Origin of the sequence: Roseivirga sp. BDSF3-8, assembly GCF_041449215.1 — a bacterium.
Lineage (GTDB): Bacteria > Bacteroidota > Bacteroidia > Cytophagales > Cyclobacteriaceae > JBGNFV01.
Genome location: NZ_JBGNFV010000001.1, coordinates 3,117,331 through 3,134,024, shown reverse-complemented (window position 1 = coordinate 3,134,024; position 16,694 = coordinate 3,117,331). Strand labels below are relative to the sequence as shown.

The window sequence follows — 16,694 nt, the reverse complement described above, 5'->3', positions numbered from 1 at the left end:
GTCTGTATCTTTAGCCGTTTAGCTTTGGGCCAATTCAGGCCATTTTTTTGCTAAATAAGGCTAATAATTTTTTATGAGCGACTTCAGAAACGACATGTACTACATAGGTATTGGATCATCAGCAGGCGGCCTCTCGGCGCTAAAAGATTTTTTTTCCAATGTCCCCGGTGGTATCAACGCTTGTTTTATCGTAGCCCAGCACCTTTCACCTAATTACAAGAGTAATTTAACAGAGATACTTACCAGGGTGGATATGCCCCTGTCCGTATCGGTACTGGAAGGTCCTGTACGGCCGGAAGCAGGTAAGATCTATGTGACCCCTCCTAACCATGATGTGATCATCCGCAATAAAATGCTGGTGTTGGTTTCATCAGATGGCATCGGGCCCAAGCCAAGTGTGGACCGGCTCCTGCACTCCATGGGAGAGAACCTGGGGTCCCACGCCATTGCCGTTATCTTTAGCGGCACCGGCAGCGATGGCAGCAGGGGTATATTGAAAGTACATGAGATGGGCGGCCTCGTAATCGTACAAAACCCCGAAGAGGCTGAGCATGACGGCATGCCCATGGCCAGTATTCGCACAGAAGCCGTGGATTTCACCATGCATGCTGCTGAAATAGGCAACAAGATATATGAGATAACGAAAAACCAGCCCCCCAGCATCAGTAGCCTGGATGAGGGCGAGGCCAAGGTGCAGCAATTGCTTAAAAAAGTATTCAGAAATATTCACCGGGATTTTGGCGTAAACCTGAGTGACTATAAAGAAACCACCATTACCAGGAGGCTGCAGCGCCGTATGGTGGCCACCGGTAAACTGGAGCTGGAAGAGTACCTGAAGTACAGCCTCGAACATCCTGATGAGCAGAGTGAGTTCTATCACGACATGATTATCAGTGTCACTGAGTACTTCCGGGACACAGAAGCCTTCAAAGCAATAGACAAGAACATCCGTAAGCTGGTAAATGAAAAAGAAGATAATGCCAGCTTCAGAGTGTGGGTGCCAGGATGTGCCACCGGTGAGGAAGCCTACTCACTCGCTTGTCTTTTTGGTGAAATACTCGGCGGACTGGATGCCCTCACCGACAAGCGGGTACAGATATTTGCTACAGATATAGACGACAAAGCCCTTAATGTGGGGCGCAGAGGGGTGTATGAAGCCAAAAACCTGTATGCCATTTCCAGCCACATGCTGGAAAAGTATTTTGTTGGTCAGGGCAGAACCTTCAGGGTACGTAAAGAACTACGCGACTGCATTCTCTTTAACCGGCATAATATTATTGAAAACCCGCCCTTTAAGCGGCTGGACATGGTGAGCTGTCGTAACCTGCTCATCTATCTGCAGCCGGACATACAAGCCAAACTTATCAACCTCTTTCATTATGCACTGAATGACGACGGCCTGCTATTTTTGGGTAAATCCGAAAACCTGAGCCGCCACGAAGATCTGTTTACCAGCTTAGACTCTACCAACCGGATATTCCGGAAACGCGCAGGCTACAACACCAGCCCCTCCTCATTCAACTCGCCTGTTTCCCTGCAAAATAAGTATACAGGCAATATGCATTCCATTTCCAGACCTGAAAAGAAAAACCTGGAAAGGATGTTCGATGACCTTATAGAAAGCATTGCGCCTAACAGCATCCTGGTCAATGACCGCTTCATGGTAAAAAAGATCATGGGTACCGCCCATGAGTTTGTGAGCATACAGAAGGGAAACTTTACATCTAACCTGATAGACCTCCTGTTGCCTGACCTCAAGAGCATCGTACAGGTGCTCCTCATGAAAGCCCAGCGAAATAATAAGCCTGTAAAAAACAAAATCCTCCGTAAGATGGATGGCGACCAGGTATTTGCGCTCAAGATGGAGGTCAAGCCCATTCGCGAAATAAAAGCCATGGGCAAGATGATGCTTATCTCCTTTGAGAAGGAGAAGGTAGAACTCGATACTGAAAATATAGTAGGAGCCGGTGACGGCGAAGAGGTACAACAGCTCAACGAAGAGGTAAGCTCCCTGCGCGAGCACCTGCGCAGTGTAGTAGAAGAACTGGAAAGCAGCAATGAGGAGCTGCAGCTTTCAAATGAAGAAATGCAGAGCAGTAACGAAGAGCTGCAAAGCACCAACGAAGAGCTCGAAACCGCCAACCAGGAACTACAAAGTACAAACGAAGAGCTGTCTACCGTTAATGATGAGCTGAATAGCAAAACCCAGGAGCTCGAAAAGCAAACTGCTGAGCTGGAGCAACTGGTAAATTCCCTGCACTACCCGGTGATGCGAATAAATCAGGAATACCAGGTTAAACGCTTCAACCTCGCAGCTCAGGAGACATTTAATATCCGCAAAAACACCCCCGAAACACTTCCCCTCTTTGCGATACTGCCGCACGAGCTCAACTTTGACGACATGCGGAAAAAGATGCAGCAGGCCATGCTCGAAAGAAAGAGCCATGAAGAGGAAGTATCCTTCAATGGCCGCTACTATGAAATGGAGCTGCAGCCTATTATTCAGAAGAATAATAAAGAAGAAAAAGAGATTCTCCTCCTCTTTAAAGACCGTACGGAACTGATAAAAGAGCGCCGTATGGTAAAAGACAGCGAGCGAAGGCTAAAAGCCATTCTGGACAATACCACCACCCCCATCTACATCAAAGACCTCGCCGGCCGGTATATATTAGTTAATGAGGCTTTCCTTGAACTTTTTAATCTTAGTGAAGAAAAAGTACTGGGATCGAAAGACAAAGATCTCTTTCCTAAAGAGATGGCCGACAAGGTGGCCCAGAACGACCTGCAGACCTTACAAAAAGAAGAAGTGCTGCAGCTGGAAGAGGAGATTCTTGACAAAGAAGGCCACAGGGTCACTTACCTGTCAGTCAAATTCCCCATGCAGAACCAGGAGGGTGAGATAATCGCTCTCTGCGGTATTTCTACCGATATCACAGAAAAGGTAGAATTTGAAGACTACCTCAGAATGTACCAGCGCATCATCACCTCCATGAACGATATGGTGGTAGTCGCCGAGCGGCCTGCTAAGAGCAAAGACCCCATGCAGATCGTCTATGCAAACCCTGAACTGCTGGAACAAACCGGGTACGCTGAGGATGAGATCAAGAAATTAAACCTGAAGGACATACTTCCCCTTATAGACTTCAGTAACAAAGTCGAGTATGGCACATCCAGCCCGCAGGAGATGCCACTCGTAGACCGGGATGGCAAAGAACTGCTGATAGAGCGACAGGTAGTAAACGTTAATAATAAGCTATCTCAGAAGCAATCGATAGCCGTTATTATCCGGGACATCAGCGTACGGAAGAAGCACGAAAATCGCCTGATGGAAGAGAAGGTCGCTGCCGAGGCGGCTAGTGTGGCCAAGTCTGCCTTCCTCGCCAATATGAGCCACGAGATAAGGACGCCCATGAGTGCCATACACGGCATCACCAACATCCTTACCAAGATGGAGGTGGAAGAGGACCGTAAGAAAAAACTGCTGGACACGCTCAAGACCAGTTCTGACAGGTTGCTCAGTCTTATCAATGACATCCTGGACTACGCAAAGATGGAAGCAGGCCAGCTCAATCTGGAGATCACCACCTTTGACCTCTACAAAGAGCTCAACCAACAGGTGGAAATGGCAAGTGCAGCCGGCCAGAACAAAAGCCTGGAGTTTATTCTGAATATAGACCCCAACCTTCCACGCACCTATTTGGGTGACCCGATGAGAATAAGCCAGGTATTACAAAATCTGCTGAGCAATGCCATCAAGTTTACCGAAAGAGGTAAAATCACCCTATCTGCCACATCAGAAGGCAATAGTGAGGATAATCACCTTGTTAAAATAACCGTGGCCGATACCGGCATAGGCATCTCTAAAGACCAGAAGAACCTCATTTTTGAGAAATTCAGCCAGGCAGATGTCAGTACCAGCCGTAAGTTTGGGGGTACAGGGCTCGGACTTGCAATAGTCAAGGAACTTCTGGAGCTAATGAATGGCACCATAGAGCTAGATAGCTCTCTTGGCAATGGGTCCACCTTTACTGTTATCATCCCATTGGGTAAAACCGAAGAAACAGAAGTAGAAAATTCATTAGAATCTCACGTAATCACAGAAGACCTTTCGCCCATCTTCACTGATCCGAAAGAGGCGGCCGAATACCCCATACTCGTGGTAGAAGATCAGCTTACCAATGTGACCGTTATGGAGCACTATCTGAAAAACCTTGGTTGCCGCTACGACATAGCCATGAATGGCAAGAGCGGCCTGCAAAAGGTGTTGAGAAAGAACTTCTCCCTCCTGCTGCTTGATATTCAAATGAATGAGATGGATGGCCTCGAACTATCACAGATCATCAGGATGCTTCCTGATGAGAAAAAGCGCAGTGTCCCTATTGTCGGCGTGACAGCACACGTGCATTCAGAGTATCAGCAGCTCAGCCGGAAGGCAGGCATGAACGGCTACCTCTCCAAGCCCGTAGAGCCCTCCCTGCTGAAACAGCAAATTATGAAGCAGCTAGGCCTGAGCGCAGAAAAACAATCCGAACCGGGCGAATAATATAAAGGCCGCCGGCGAAATTCACCGGCGGCCTTTTATTTTGACTTTTCGTGAAGAATAACCTCACCTCATTCACTCAAAATGCTAAGCTCTGTTACCCAAAACTATCTTATTCTATTACTCACCCACCGCCTCCAACTCTTAACTCAACAGAAAACCCATCACCCCCCATTCCTCCCATCTCCATCAAACTACCACTCTCCAACTCATAACTAAAAACTCAACACTCAATTACTCTGTTACTCATCAATTCTATCATTCACTCATTAAAAAAGAACATCTTCACAATTTTTCAACCTGCTAAACGCCACTTATTACCCTTGTTATTAACCCACTTTTTTGTACTTTTAAAACATACCAACATAGCTTATCCAGAGTTTTGCGGGCCATTACCGCCAAATATCCTTTCTAATACTTCCCATCTCCTTCGCTTCTCCTTCGCTTATCGTTTTAGTATAGTTCATAGTGCGTTCGTCATAGCTTCGCCCCTCCTCCGGCAAAACCCATAAATTGAACTATTCTTATAAAGCCGCATTCATTTCCGGCAACCTCAATATTCAATTACTCTGCAACCCTCCCCCACCCATAACTTAACACTCAAAACTAATCACTCCCCCCATCCTCATCAAACTACCACTCCCCAATTCATAACTCAACACTCACAACTCCTCACGCCTACTTCCCCCACCTCCGTCTATCTACCACTTCCACTCAAAACGCTATTATTCTGTAATTCTATTACTCATCAATTCTCACATTAACCCATTAAAAAAGGCCACCCTCAGGGCAGCCTTTTGTAAGTTATATAATGTGAAGACCTGTTAAAGCCTCGCCAAACTCTCCTCCAGCGCTTTGATTTTAGCCTCAGTGTCCTCCTTCTTCTTCTTTTCCATCGCCACTACCTCCTCAGGTGCATTAGACACAAAACGCTCATTGCTCAGCTTTTTCTCTACTGTGCGCAGGAAGCCCTTAGCGTATTCCAGCTCTTTTTCCAGCGCTTTCTTTTCCTCTTCCACATCCACCTGTCCGGCGAGAGGCACGCTGCACTCATCAGGCCCTACCATAAAGGTAGCCGCCCCTTCCGAGCGTTCGCCGTTATAGGCAATCCCCTCCAGGTTCGCCAGCTTACGTATGATCTCTTCCCAGTCCTTGTACACCCCCTGGCGCTCCGTGGTGAGCTCCAGTTTCAGCGCCTCTTTAGGAGAAAGCCCCTTACTGTTTCTCAGGTTACGCACTTGTGCGATAGCCTCAAAGGCCACCTCACCTTTCTGCAGCACCTCTTTATCATAGGTCCCTGCCTCAGGGTAAGCTGCTACACAGATGCTTTCACCTGCACCACGCTCCTGCATATGCTGCCATATCTCTTCCGTGATAAAAGGCATAAACGGATGCAGCACCCGCAGCAGGTCATCCAGGAATCCAAGCGTAGCATTATACGTTTCCCGGTCTATGGGATCGCCGTAAGGAGGTTTCACCATCTCCAGGTACCACGAGCAGAAATCGTCCCACGCCAGCTTGTACACTATGTGCAGCGCATCACTGATGCGGAAGTTATCAAAAGCCTCATTCAGATCAGCCATGGCACGGTTAAACCGGTTACCAAACCACTCGATAGCCTTCTTGCTACCTTTATCCGAAGAGCCTTCACTTACCTCCCATCCTTTAATAAGGCGGAAGGCATTCCATATCTTGTTGTTAAAGTTACGGCCCTGCTCACACAGCTTTTCGTCAAACAGCAAGTCGTTACCCGCCGGAGAACTGAACAGCATGCCTGTGCGTACGCCGTCAGCGCCGTAAACATCGATAAGTCCGAGCGGATCAGGACTGTTACCAAGCGACTTGCTCATCTTACGGCCCAGCTTGTCCCGTACGATACCCGTTAGGTACACGTTAGAGAAAGGCTTTTCCCCGCGATACTCATAGCCGGCGATGATCATACGCGCCACCCAGAAGAAGAGGATCTCAGGCGCCGTTACCAAATCATTAGTCGGGTAGTAGTACTTCATTTCCTCACTGTCCGGGTCCAGTATGCCATCAAAGACACTGATAGGCCACAGCCATGAGCTAAACCACGTATCCAGCACGTCCGGATCCTGGTGCAGGCGCTCCGCCGTCAGCGAAGTGTCACCGGTCTTTTCACGGGCCCGCTCCACAGCCTGTTCCTCAGTTTCCGCCACTACATAGTCACGCGTATCATCTATATACCAGGCAGGAATACGATGCCCCCACCATAGCTGGCGGCTGATGCACCAGTCGCGTACATTCTCCATCCAACTCCGGTACATGTTCTTAAACTTCGGCGGGTGCAGCCTGATCGTATCGTCCATCACGTGTTCCAATGCAGGCTTCGTCAGCTCCTCCATTTTCACAAACCACTGCATGGAAATACGCGGCTCTACCACCGCATTAGTACGCTCGCTGTAGCCTACATTACTCTTATAATCCTCTGTTTTGGTAAGGAAGCCCTTCTCCTCCAGCTCCTTCACAATCTTTTTGCGTACTACGAAGCGGTCCTCCCCTACGTATAGCTGAGCCGCCTCATTGAGCGAGCCATCCTCATTCAGGATGTCCACTACCTCCAGATCATGCTTTATCCCCAGCTCATAGTCATTAGGGTCGTGCGCAGGCGTTACCTTCAGGGCACCCGTACCAAACTCCATCTCCACATACGTGTCAGGGATGATAGGTATCGCCCGGTCGATAAGAGGTACCAGCGCCTTTTTGCCATGCAGGTGCTTATAGCGGTCATCATCCGGGTGCACACATATCGCCGTATCACCCAGAATAGTTTCCGGACGTACCGTAGCAATCGTGATCGTCTCGTCGCTACCCTCTATTTTATAGGCCAGATGGTACAGTTTGGCATTCGTTTCCTTATGGATTACCTCATCGTCAGACAGGGCCGTCTTACCCTCAGGGTCCCAGTTTACCATACGCATGCCGCGGTATATCTGCCCCTTATCATGCAGGTCCACAAACACCTTTATTACCTGCTCACTCATGTTAGCATCCATAGTGAAGCGGGTACGCTCCCAGTCGCATGAAGCCCCCAGTTTCTTAAGCTGCTCCAGTATGATGCCACCATATTTCTCTTTCCACTCCCAGGCATGCTTGAGGAAGTCCTCACGGCTAAGCTGGTCCTTGCTTATGCCCTGCTCCTTGAGCATAGCCACTACCCTCGCCTCCGTAGCAATGGAAGCATGGTCAGTACCCGGCACCCAGCAGGCTTCCTTACCCTGCATACGCGCCCGGCGCACCAGCACATCCTGGATGGTATTATTGAGCATATGGCCCATATGCAATACACCCGTTACGTTTGGGGGGGGTATCGTGATACAGAATGGCTCCTTATCAGGATCAGGCTTGCTGGCAAAGTAGTTTTGCTCAAGCCAGTATGCATACCACTTGTCCTCTACCTCTGTCGGGCTATACTTAGCAGGCAGGTCGGTTTGTTTTTGCGTAGACATAAAGCGTTCGTCTGGTAATGATGCTCTTTCGAAGGCGCAAAATTAAGGAATTAATGGCAGAGGAGTGAATAAAGAATAAGCGAATCCGAGAATTATTGGCTCCTGCAGACAGAAAAGGGCACAAAAAAACCAGAGCATTTGCGAATAGGTTGCTCTGGTTATCGTGTAAAATTAATACCGGTCAGGATCTCTCTCAGGCAGGTACCAGCCCGGCACGCTGGTATAAGCCATTTTCTATAAGCAGAGATTGTCTTTCATCTTCGAAGGGCACATAACGGTGATGCTCTTCCTGGTTTCTTATGTACATGATGAGTTGTTCCTTATCTTTGGCCGAAACGGTAAAGGCACAAAAGCCACTTTCCCAGCCTCTGAAATCCGGAAACAACTCCTTCTCCTTAATAAAGCGCGTGCTCGCATTCTTAATATCCCTAACCACCCTGTTTACAGGCATATCCGTAGGTATGCTGAGCAGTATATGTACATGATCATCCACGCCATTGATACGCAGAAGAGTACAGTTACGATTTTTCAGTATACCGGTGATGTATCTGAATAGTTCAGACCGGTTAGATTTATGTAGCACAGGCTTTTGATAGGCAGTACTAAAAACCAGATGATACAGTGGTCGCGTGTAGATGTTCATATTGCTGGTTATTCCTGAATTCTGGCCTTGAATTTAATTGGTTAAACACAAAAATCATATTAGTATTCGACAAAAAAATACCCGATTAGTATTAATCACGTCATTTTCAGTGAACTATAATTGAATAAATAGGTGAAAAAATAGCCTGAATTTAACAAGAATCATCTTCTGGCAGGGATAAACAGATCTGGCTGGGAAGAGGGCAAAAAAAAAGCCCGGATAGTTCCGGGCCTGTGCAAGCAGAGAGTTAATCAGGTTTGTTTTACAAATGTAAAATATAAAACGGTATTTGGATAAACAAGTTTCGGAGTAAGCAGAAATTAATTTTGAAACCTGTTCACCGTATCGAGCAAATAATTAGGAGACTCGTAGTTGCTCCCAATATTTTCCTGCAGCACCTTTCCATGCTGCTCCTGTAAGTGCCGGTTCACCACTTCCATATCGCGGTTTAGCCGGGCGAGAATATCCTGCAGAGACTGATTGAGCCCCGACAGACTATTCACGATCTGTTTAAATTTATATGCTTCCATAGAACGAAAAATAGGTGTTTTCTTACGTCAGTATGACTATTGTAAAGATGAAAAAACGCCTATGTATAGTCAAATTATATGCATGTTAAATTTCGGGCATAATCGACCATTCGTCGAAAAATACGGCTGTTTATCTAATGAAAAATGGGTTTCCATTGACTTATAGGGACTTACAAGAATAAAAACTCCACTCTCATAGTACCCCACCCATTTCCCCTTACTCATATAATGAATGTATATAGATAATTACGTGCTTAGAAGGCCTTTCTGTTTCAGCCTATTAACACATTCTAACCACCCAAAACATTACATAATAGTATAAAGATGAACATGCCTCAACCGGGTAAAATCGGAACGGAACCCTAGATTTGTATGTCGTATTCAACATACCAACACAGGGTAGCCGGCCGGTAATTGTGACCAGGCATAAGGCATCCTGATTTTGTAAACCCGAAAATGTGAAGTTATGAATAAGATACTTCTGACCGTACCTCAACTGAGATCAGCGGTAGCATTTTACACTGAACTCTTTAATACTCAGGGACAGTCCCTGTCGGAAAACTCCCACGTGTTCGACTATGGTAATACTCAGCTTGTATGCACCACGGATAGCAGAGAAACAGACAATGATAACAATGCCTTCCGGCAGAAGGTGTACCTGATCACCACCGACCACCTGGAGAGCTTCCACCAAACGGCTACAGAGCTACTCTGTCAGGAGGTGGACGAGTCCCTGACCACTGGCCCTGAAGGCAACCTTTCATTCTCCCTCACAGACCCATATGGAAATAAGCTCCGGTTTGTAAAAGCCAGGGCCTGTGCAGCCTGAACAGAACATAAAAGTTCTGTTTGCAGCACTGCTGCTTTGTTTAGGACTGGCAAAGACAGCTCAGGCTCAGGAATGCACCGAGCAGGGGCTTGCCAGCTACTATGCTGCACGCTTTGAAGGCCGCCCTACCGCCAGCGGACAGCCATACAGAGGGAGCCTGTACACCGCAGCCCATAAAACCCTCCCTTTTGGCACCCTGCTCCTGGTGAAAAACCCGGAGACCGGCCACTCGCTTACCGTAGTCGTTACAGACCGGGGTCCCTTCGTGAACGGCAGAATAATAGACCTGTCGCTGGCAGCAGCCAAAGAGCTGGACATCGTCCGGCGGGGAGTCGGCAGGGTAGAGGTCTATTGCCTGCCCAAGACCCTGCCTCTACTGCTGCGAAAGAAAGCCGATCGAGGAAATTTAAAATGGCAGGCCCCCACCATTACCCCCTGATGCCTTCAGCTGGTAAATCAGCCTTCTTCTGCCCTTAGCTCAGCAATCAACCGATCCATCTCCTGCAGTTTCTTACCATAAAAGGTCTGCACCCAAAGCCGGAGCCACAGGCGTGAAACCAGGATACCCCCCACAGCCGCCAGTCCGGCCACGCCCAATACCACCGGGTCCGTAAAGGTAGTGGACAGAGAAGCGCCCGACTTATAAGCCCCTAAAGCAATACCTCCCAATACAGACACAGGCGTCAGCAGACCAAAACCTATGCGGTATACCTTCATGAACCACTGCAGAAGCCGCCTTACCCTCATCAGGTAGTCACACGTGCTCCCCTGTATACGGATGCGCTTCATCATCCTCATCTCAGCCACATACTTCCATATGATCAGGCCCGTAAAGAGGGCTATACCTGCCGCCGTAAGGTAGTAAGTGGTACCCAGTGCCACAGCAATACCTATAGCCGCTACGGCAAGGAAAAGCCGGTGCTCGCGCCGCGCCGTTCTCATAATACGGTCCACCACGTTACCTGACCGGTTACGATAAGCTTCCGCCGTCTCCGCCACCCCGGGAAGAGAGACGGCAGACCGGCTATTACTTTTCCAGATAGTTTCTATGCTCAGATTATCCATTAGTGATCAGTTCCGTCAGTTTCGTTTTGATACGGTTTATCTTCACCCCTACATTGCTCAGGCTTATACCCAGTATTTCCGCTATCTCCTTGTAGCTTTTTTCTTCCAGGTACAGAAGGATAACAGCCCGGTCCGCTTCGGACAGCTTCTTCAGAGCGGCGTAGAGCGCCTCCAGCCGCAGGCTCTCCTCATCCGGCTCCGCCGGACCGGTTACCACGTCAGTCTCCCTCACCGCTACCTTAGCCGGCTCCCTCCTCTCATGGCGGGTCATCGTAAGGCAGGTATTCAGCGTCACCCGATATATCCACGTGCTCAGTTTACTGCTGTTATCAAAGCGGTCGCGGCTTTTCCATAGCTGCAGGCACACCTCCTGAAACAAGTCCTGGAAGTCCGCCTCGCTACGGGCATAGGCACGGCATATCTTATAAATAATGGCGCGGTTGTTCTCTATATACTCTTCGTAAAATTCTGCTGACATCAGTCGGCTTTCACAGGTTAGTCGCCGTTTTCAGGTAAGCAATAAAGCGGTTTAACCTGGCTTCTAAAACCTCCCTGTACACCTTACGCTCCGCAGGGGTGCCTGCTATGATGCGCTCATGCGATTCTACCAGGAGGCCACCCTCCCCCGTGTCAGTCACCGTAAGGTAAGAGTGCAGGCGCTCGTAGCATTCCCGGTCAGGCTTCAGGCCCAGTACTACCTTAGTCTGGCTCAGCGGCACTACAGGCATACCCTCTACCTGCAGCTTCCAGTTATTTTCACCCTTTTCGATCATACGCAGCCCATATTTATTCACTACCTGCTGTATAAGGCCCGCCGTATCCGCAGCAGATACCTGAACTCTTCCTAAAACCGAAATACCAGGAGCGATAAAGTTCTTCAAAGATGAAAGTGAAATGGATGTACTCATAATTCTGTGTTGTTTATAAGGTTAATAGCAAGCCCGGCAGGTTTCTTACAGAATTTTTAAGAAATCTTTTAAAAAAATCATTTCAGGCTCACAATCAGACCATTGTCTTCAAAAAATAAAAGGCTGCCGGCACAGAGCCGGCAGCCTTCAGGTATCATAATAACAGGATGTGAGTCTACCCAACGGCAATTACTAGGTCATCCTGCTCCACCATTTCCCCTTCCGTAAGCACGATCTCCTCTACCGTACCACTTACCGGTGAGGTCACCGTACTTTCCATCTTCATCGCTTCAATAGTAAACAGGGCCGCTCCTTCCTGTACCGCGTCGCCTTTTTGTACCAGTATACTGGCAATACGTCCCTGCAGCGGTGAGCCTACTTCGCCCGTATCCTTAGCCTTACGGTGCAGGGCCTTGGTTACCTGGAAGGTATTATCTCTTACCCTGATACGGCGCGTCTGGCCATTCAGCTCAAAGGATACCGTACGCATACCCTCCTCATCAGGCTCACTACTGTACAGCATCTTTACGATGATAGACTTACCAGGGCCTATTTCCACCAGCACCTCTTCATTGTTTTTAAGGCCGTAGAAGAAGGCAGGCGTCGGCAGATTCATCACCTCACCGTAGCGCATAAAGTGCTCATGGTATTGGCGGAATACCCTTGGGTAGAGCTTGTAGCTCAGGAAGTCAAGGAAGTTAGTCCGCTCAAACTCCTTCTCAAACGCTTCAAATTCCTTGTCGAAATCCACAGGTTCCAGGTGCGCATTGGGGCGGTCCGTAAAAGGCTTCTCATTCTTCAGAATGATATCGCTCAGCTTCTCTGGCCATCCGCCCGGAGGCTGTCCCAGGTTGCCACGGAACATGTCCACTACGCTATCAGGAAAGCTCAGGCTTTGTCCCTTCTTATAAATATCCTGCTCGGTAAGACCGTTAGAGGTCATGAACATGGCCATGTCCCCCACCACCTTAGAGCTGGGCGTTACCTTGACTATGTCACCAAACATCTTATTCACGATGGCGTAGTTCCGCTTGATCTCCTCAAACTTATGCTCAAGCCCGAGGCCACGTGCCTGCGGCCGCAGGTTAGAGTACTGCCCGCCGGGAATCTCATGGTCATACACCTCCGCCGTGCCGGCTTTCAGCTCACTCTCAAACGGATAGTAGTACTCACGTACGTCCAGCCAGTAGTTTGCATAGTCATTCAGGCTCTGCAGGTTAAAAGGCGTCTCGCGCTTACTCCCCTGCATAAAAGCCACTACCGAGTTAAAGTTAGGCTGTGAGGTAAGGCCACTGAGTGAGCTAAGCGCCACATCCACCACATCCACGCCAGCCTCTATCGCCTGCAGGTAAGTAGCAGACTGTACGCTGCTCGTGTCATGCGTATGCAGGTGGATCGGTATATCCACCGCCTTCTTCAGTTCGCTCACCAGCACTTGCGCCGCGTAAGGCTTCAGCAGACCCGCCATGTCTTTAATCGCCAGGATGTGCGCACCCTCATCCTCCAGCTGGCGCGCCAGGTCCAGGTAGTACTGCAGCGTATACTTTGTATTGTTCTTGTCGCTAAGCTCGCCTGTATAGCATATAGCCGCCTCCGCCAGGGCGTCCGTCCGCTCGCGTACCGTGCGGATACTCACCTTCATATTCTCCACCCAGTTCAGCGAGTCGAATATGCGGAAGATATCGATGCCCGTTTCCGCCGCCTTTTCAATGAAGTTCTCAATCAGGTTATCAGGGTATGCCTTATACCCCACCCCGTTAGAGCCGCGAAGCAGCATCTGGAAGAGGATATTAGGAATAGCCTCCCGCAGCATCGCCAGCCGTTTCCAGGGGCTTTCATGCAGGAAGCGCATAGCCACATCAAAAGTAGCGCCCCCCCATACCTCCATACTAAAGGTCTTCGGGTGGTTTTTCGCAAACCCTTCCGCCACCTTCATCATATCGATCGTACGTACCCGCGTAGCCAGCAGGCTCTGGTGCGCATCGCGGAAGGTCGTATCCGTATACTGAATCTGACGACTTTCCTTCAGCCAGTTGATAAAGCCATCGCGGCCCAGCTCCTTCAGCTTGTCACGCGTACCTTTCGGGTATTCACCAAAACGGTCAAAGTCAGGCACCTTAGGCGTTCTGAAAGTACGCCCAGGCTCCACCTTGCCCGCCACATCAGGGTTCCCGTTTACCGATACATCCGCCAGGTAGCGCAGCATACGCGTACCGCGGTCCAGCTTAGGCGAAATACTGAACAGGTCCGGGTGATTATCGATGAACTTCACCGTAGCCTCACCATTATAAAATACCGGGTTCGAGATCACATTCTCCAGGAAGCCGATATTCGTTTTCACTCCCCTGATCCTGAACTCACGCAGCGCACGGTGCAGCCGCTGGCTCGCCCCCTTCAGCGTACGGCCGCTCGCGCTGATCTTCACCAGCATAGAGTCAAAGAAAGGCGAGATCGTTACGCCAGGGTAACTACTACCCTCGTCCAGTCGGATACCGAAGCCACCCGCATTCCGGTAGGCAATGATGGTACCGTAATCCGGCCGGAAATTATTCTCCGGATCTTCCGTAGTAATCCGGCACTGTATCGCAAAGCCGTTACACTTCACATCCTCCTGGCTATTGATAAAGATCCGGGGGTCCGTAAGAGCATGCCCGCGCGCGATCAGTATCTGTGAGCGTACAATGTCTATGCCCGTCACCTCCTCCGTGATCGTGTGCTCTACCTGTATCCGGGGGTTTACTTCTATAAAGTAGATGTTCTCATCCTTATCCACCAGGAACTCCACCGTACCTACGTTATTGTAGTTTACACTGCGGGCTATGGAAAGCGCATATTCGTATATCCTGTCTTTGGCTTCCTGGCTCAGGGTAGCACAGGGCGCTACCTCCACCACCTTCTGAAAGCGGCGCTGTACAGAACAGTCGCGCTCATACAGGTGCACAATATTGCCGTAGTTATCACCCATGATCTGCACCTCTATGTGCTTGGGTGAGTCAATGAACTTCTCCAGGAATACCGTACTGTCACCAAAGGCCTTTTCCGCCTCCTTACGCGCTTCCGAGTAGCCATTTTTAAGCTCCTGGTCATTTTTTACCACACGCATACCACGACCGCCGCCGCCGGAGGCTGCCTTGATCATGATCGGGTAACCTATCCGGTTAGCCTCCTTCTGTGCGATCTCATAAGTAGTCAGCTTCTCTTTGCTGTCCTCTATCACCGGCACATTCGCCTCTATCGCCACCTCCTTGGCCATTACCTTATCGCCCAGGCGCTGCATCACTTCCGGTACAGGCCCTACGAATACGATACCTTCCTCACGGCAGCGCTGTGCAAAGCGGGTGTTTTCAGACAAAAAGCCGTATCCCGGGTGTATCGCGTCGATGCCGTTCCGCTTGGCCACACTGATGATCTCCTCTATGTCCAGGTAAGGCTTTAGCGGGTCATCATCGCGACCGATCTGGTAAGCCTCATCCGCCTTATAGCGGTGCAGACTGTAGCGGTCCTCGTAGGTATACATCGCAACGGTGTTAATCCGGAGTTCGGAAGCTGCGCGAAGGATCCGGATGGCAATCTCGCCCCGGTTCGCCACCAGCAGCTTATCAATTTTCTTGAGCTCTTCGGTCATGTAAAAAGATAGGTCAATTTATGTCAGCAAAAAATGGGCGGGTGCCACGACTATGAGACCGCTTTACCCAGGCTGTTGTTCATTCTGCTCTAAAATTAAAAAAAATCTTCAGGGTAAAAGGACTTTGCAAACGTTTTCGGTGAGATAATGTCTGTACCGTCCATAGAAAGACAAATGGCCACGTATTAAAATAAGAAACGCCACCTTTCTACCCCACTTTGAAGTCAGAAATATGTTATTTTAAGAGACTGCCCTTAAAATAAGAGCGCCTACATCTCCTGAAAAATAAACCGAATGCAAACATGAAGAATGCAGCCCTTCTCCTGATCCTTATCAGTGTGCTGACCGGCGGAGCCGGATGCATCAATGATCAAAAAGAAGCACCTCATGATATAATAAGCCCGGCACCCGACCTTCGGCAAGAAAAGGATGCCATTATCCAAACCCTGAATAATGAAACCAGGGCCGCTTTCCAGAGAGATTATCAAGCCTGGCAGGAGTATTGGGTTCACTCCCCTGCCGTATCCAAAACCTATATCAACTTTGCAGACAACAGCCACTCCGAATCAATCGGATGGCAGGAGATCAGCCGCTTCGTAAAGGAATTTATAGAGGCACACCCCGAACCGGAACCCCTCCCATCTTTGGTTGATGACATCGATGTACGTCTATATGATGACGGGGCCTGGGTCAGCTACCAGCAGCAGGACTCAATTCGCGGACGTAAGCGCGAAACCCGCCTCATGGAAAAAGTAGACGGCCAATGGAAAATCGCCGGCATGCACACAACTATTTATGGGATTGATGAGTGACTTTGGTAAACTTTTGAAGGGAAGACCTTGTCGGAAGGTCTCTTTTCTATATTATTTCTTCTTCCGGAAACCTAAGGAGGTTATTTTAATATAAAATGGAAATACATTTAGTTAAAGCCGTCCTTAAAGAAATCTTTATTGATTGGATCTGCCAATAAGCTACAATTATAATTTTAGCTAAGCTTAAATTATTTCAATCCCACTTACCAACCATCTATTCCCTTTCTGCCGCGAAGTTAATCTCCTCCTGAAAGCATCGTTTTATCATTTCC

Annotated in this window: 11 protein-coding genes; 4 read left to right on the top strand and 7 right to left on the bottom strand. The window is 49.0% G+C overall.

Annotated elements, in window-relative coordinates; translation table 11 throughout:
* The first annotated feature begins 73 nt into the window (after positions 1-73).
* Positions 74-4,543, top strand: coding sequence for a CheR family methyltransferase (locus AB9P05_RS13060; protein WP_371909268.1), 4,470 nt, complete (start codon positions 74-76; stop codon positions 4,541-4,543).
* Between the two features lie 821 nt (positions 4,544-5,364).
* Here the strand turns inward: AB9P05_RS13060 and AB9P05_RS13055 are convergent.
* The 3 genes from AB9P05_RS13055 to AB9P05_RS13045 all read right to left on the bottom strand — a co-directional run bounded on the left by AB9P05_RS13055 (position 5,365) and on the right by AB9P05_RS13045 (position 9,183).
* Positions 5,365-8,010, bottom strand: coding sequence for a valine--tRNA ligase (locus tag AB9P05_RS13055; protein ID WP_371909267.1), 2,646 nt, complete (start codon positions 8,008-8,010; stop codon positions 5,365-5,367).
* Between the two features lie 193 nt (positions 8,011-8,203).
* Positions 8,204-8,653, bottom strand: coding sequence for an IS200/IS605 family transposase (gene tnpA, locus AB9P05_RS13050; protein ID WP_371909266.1), 450 nt, complete (start codon positions 8,651-8,653; stop codon positions 8,204-8,206).
* 320 nt (positions 8,654-8,973) lie between these two features.
* Positions 8,974-9,183, bottom strand: coding sequence for a hypothetical protein (locus AB9P05_RS13045; protein WP_371909265.1), 210 nt, complete (start codon positions 9,181-9,183; stop codon positions 8,974-8,976).
* A gap of 466 nt (positions 9,184-9,649) precedes the next feature.
* Between AB9P05_RS13045 and AB9P05_RS13040 the strand changes: the two genes are divergently transcribed.
* Both AB9P05_RS13040 and AB9P05_RS13035 read left to right on the top strand, forming a co-directional pair.
* Positions 9,650-10,012, top strand: a complete 363-nt coding sequence (locus AB9P05_RS13040; protein ID WP_371909264.1) for a VOC family protein — start codon at positions 9,650-9,652, stop codon at positions 10,010-10,012.
* Positions 10,002-10,451, top strand: coding sequence for a septal ring lytic transglycosylase RlpA family protein (locus AB9P05_RS13035; protein WP_371909263.1), 450 nt, complete (start codon positions 10,002-10,004; stop codon positions 10,449-10,451). Before AB9P05_RS13040 ends, AB9P05_RS13035 begins: the two co-directional genes overlap by 11 nt.
* A gap of 17 nt (positions 10,452-10,468) precedes the next feature.
* On the opposite strand, the gene AB9P05_RS13030 is transcribed toward AB9P05_RS13035, so the two are convergent.
* From AB9P05_RS13030 to AB9P05_RS13015, 4 genes are all read right to left on the bottom strand, one after another.
* The gene (locus tag AB9P05_RS13030; protein WP_371909262.1) at positions 10,469-11,077 is read right to left on the bottom strand and encodes a hypothetical protein; all 609 of its coding nucleotides are present in this window, start codon (positions 11,075-11,077) and stop codon (positions 10,469-10,471) included.
* Positions 11,070-11,555 carry an RNA polymerase sigma factor gene (locus AB9P05_RS13025; protein ID WP_371909261.1) on the bottom strand — a complete coding sequence of 162 codons (486 nt, stop codon included), beginning with the start codon at positions 11,553-11,555 and terminating at the stop codon, positions 11,070-11,072. Before AB9P05_RS13025 ends, AB9P05_RS13030 begins: the two co-directional genes overlap by 8 nt.
* 10 nt (positions 11,556-11,565) lie before the next feature.
* On the bottom strand, positions 11,566-11,985 hold the full coding sequence (locus AB9P05_RS13020; protein ID WP_371909260.1) for a hypothetical protein: 420 nt from the start codon (positions 11,983-11,985) through the stop codon (positions 11,566-11,568).
* Positions 11,986-12,160: 175 nt separating this feature from the next.
* Positions 12,161-15,610, bottom strand: coding sequence for a pyruvate carboxylase (locus AB9P05_RS13015; RefSeq protein ID WP_371909259.1), 3,450 nt, complete (start codon positions 15,608-15,610; stop codon positions 12,161-12,163).
* Between the two features lie 302 nt (positions 15,611-15,912).
* On the opposite strand from AB9P05_RS13015, the gene AB9P05_RS13010 reads away from it, so the two are divergent.
* Positions 15,913-16,422 (top strand): nuclear transport factor 2 family protein, encoded by a 510-nt coding sequence (locus AB9P05_RS13010; protein ID WP_371909258.1) that lies wholly within the window; start codon positions 15,913-15,915, stop codon positions 16,420-16,422.
* Positions 16,423-16,694: the final 272 nt, after the last annotated feature.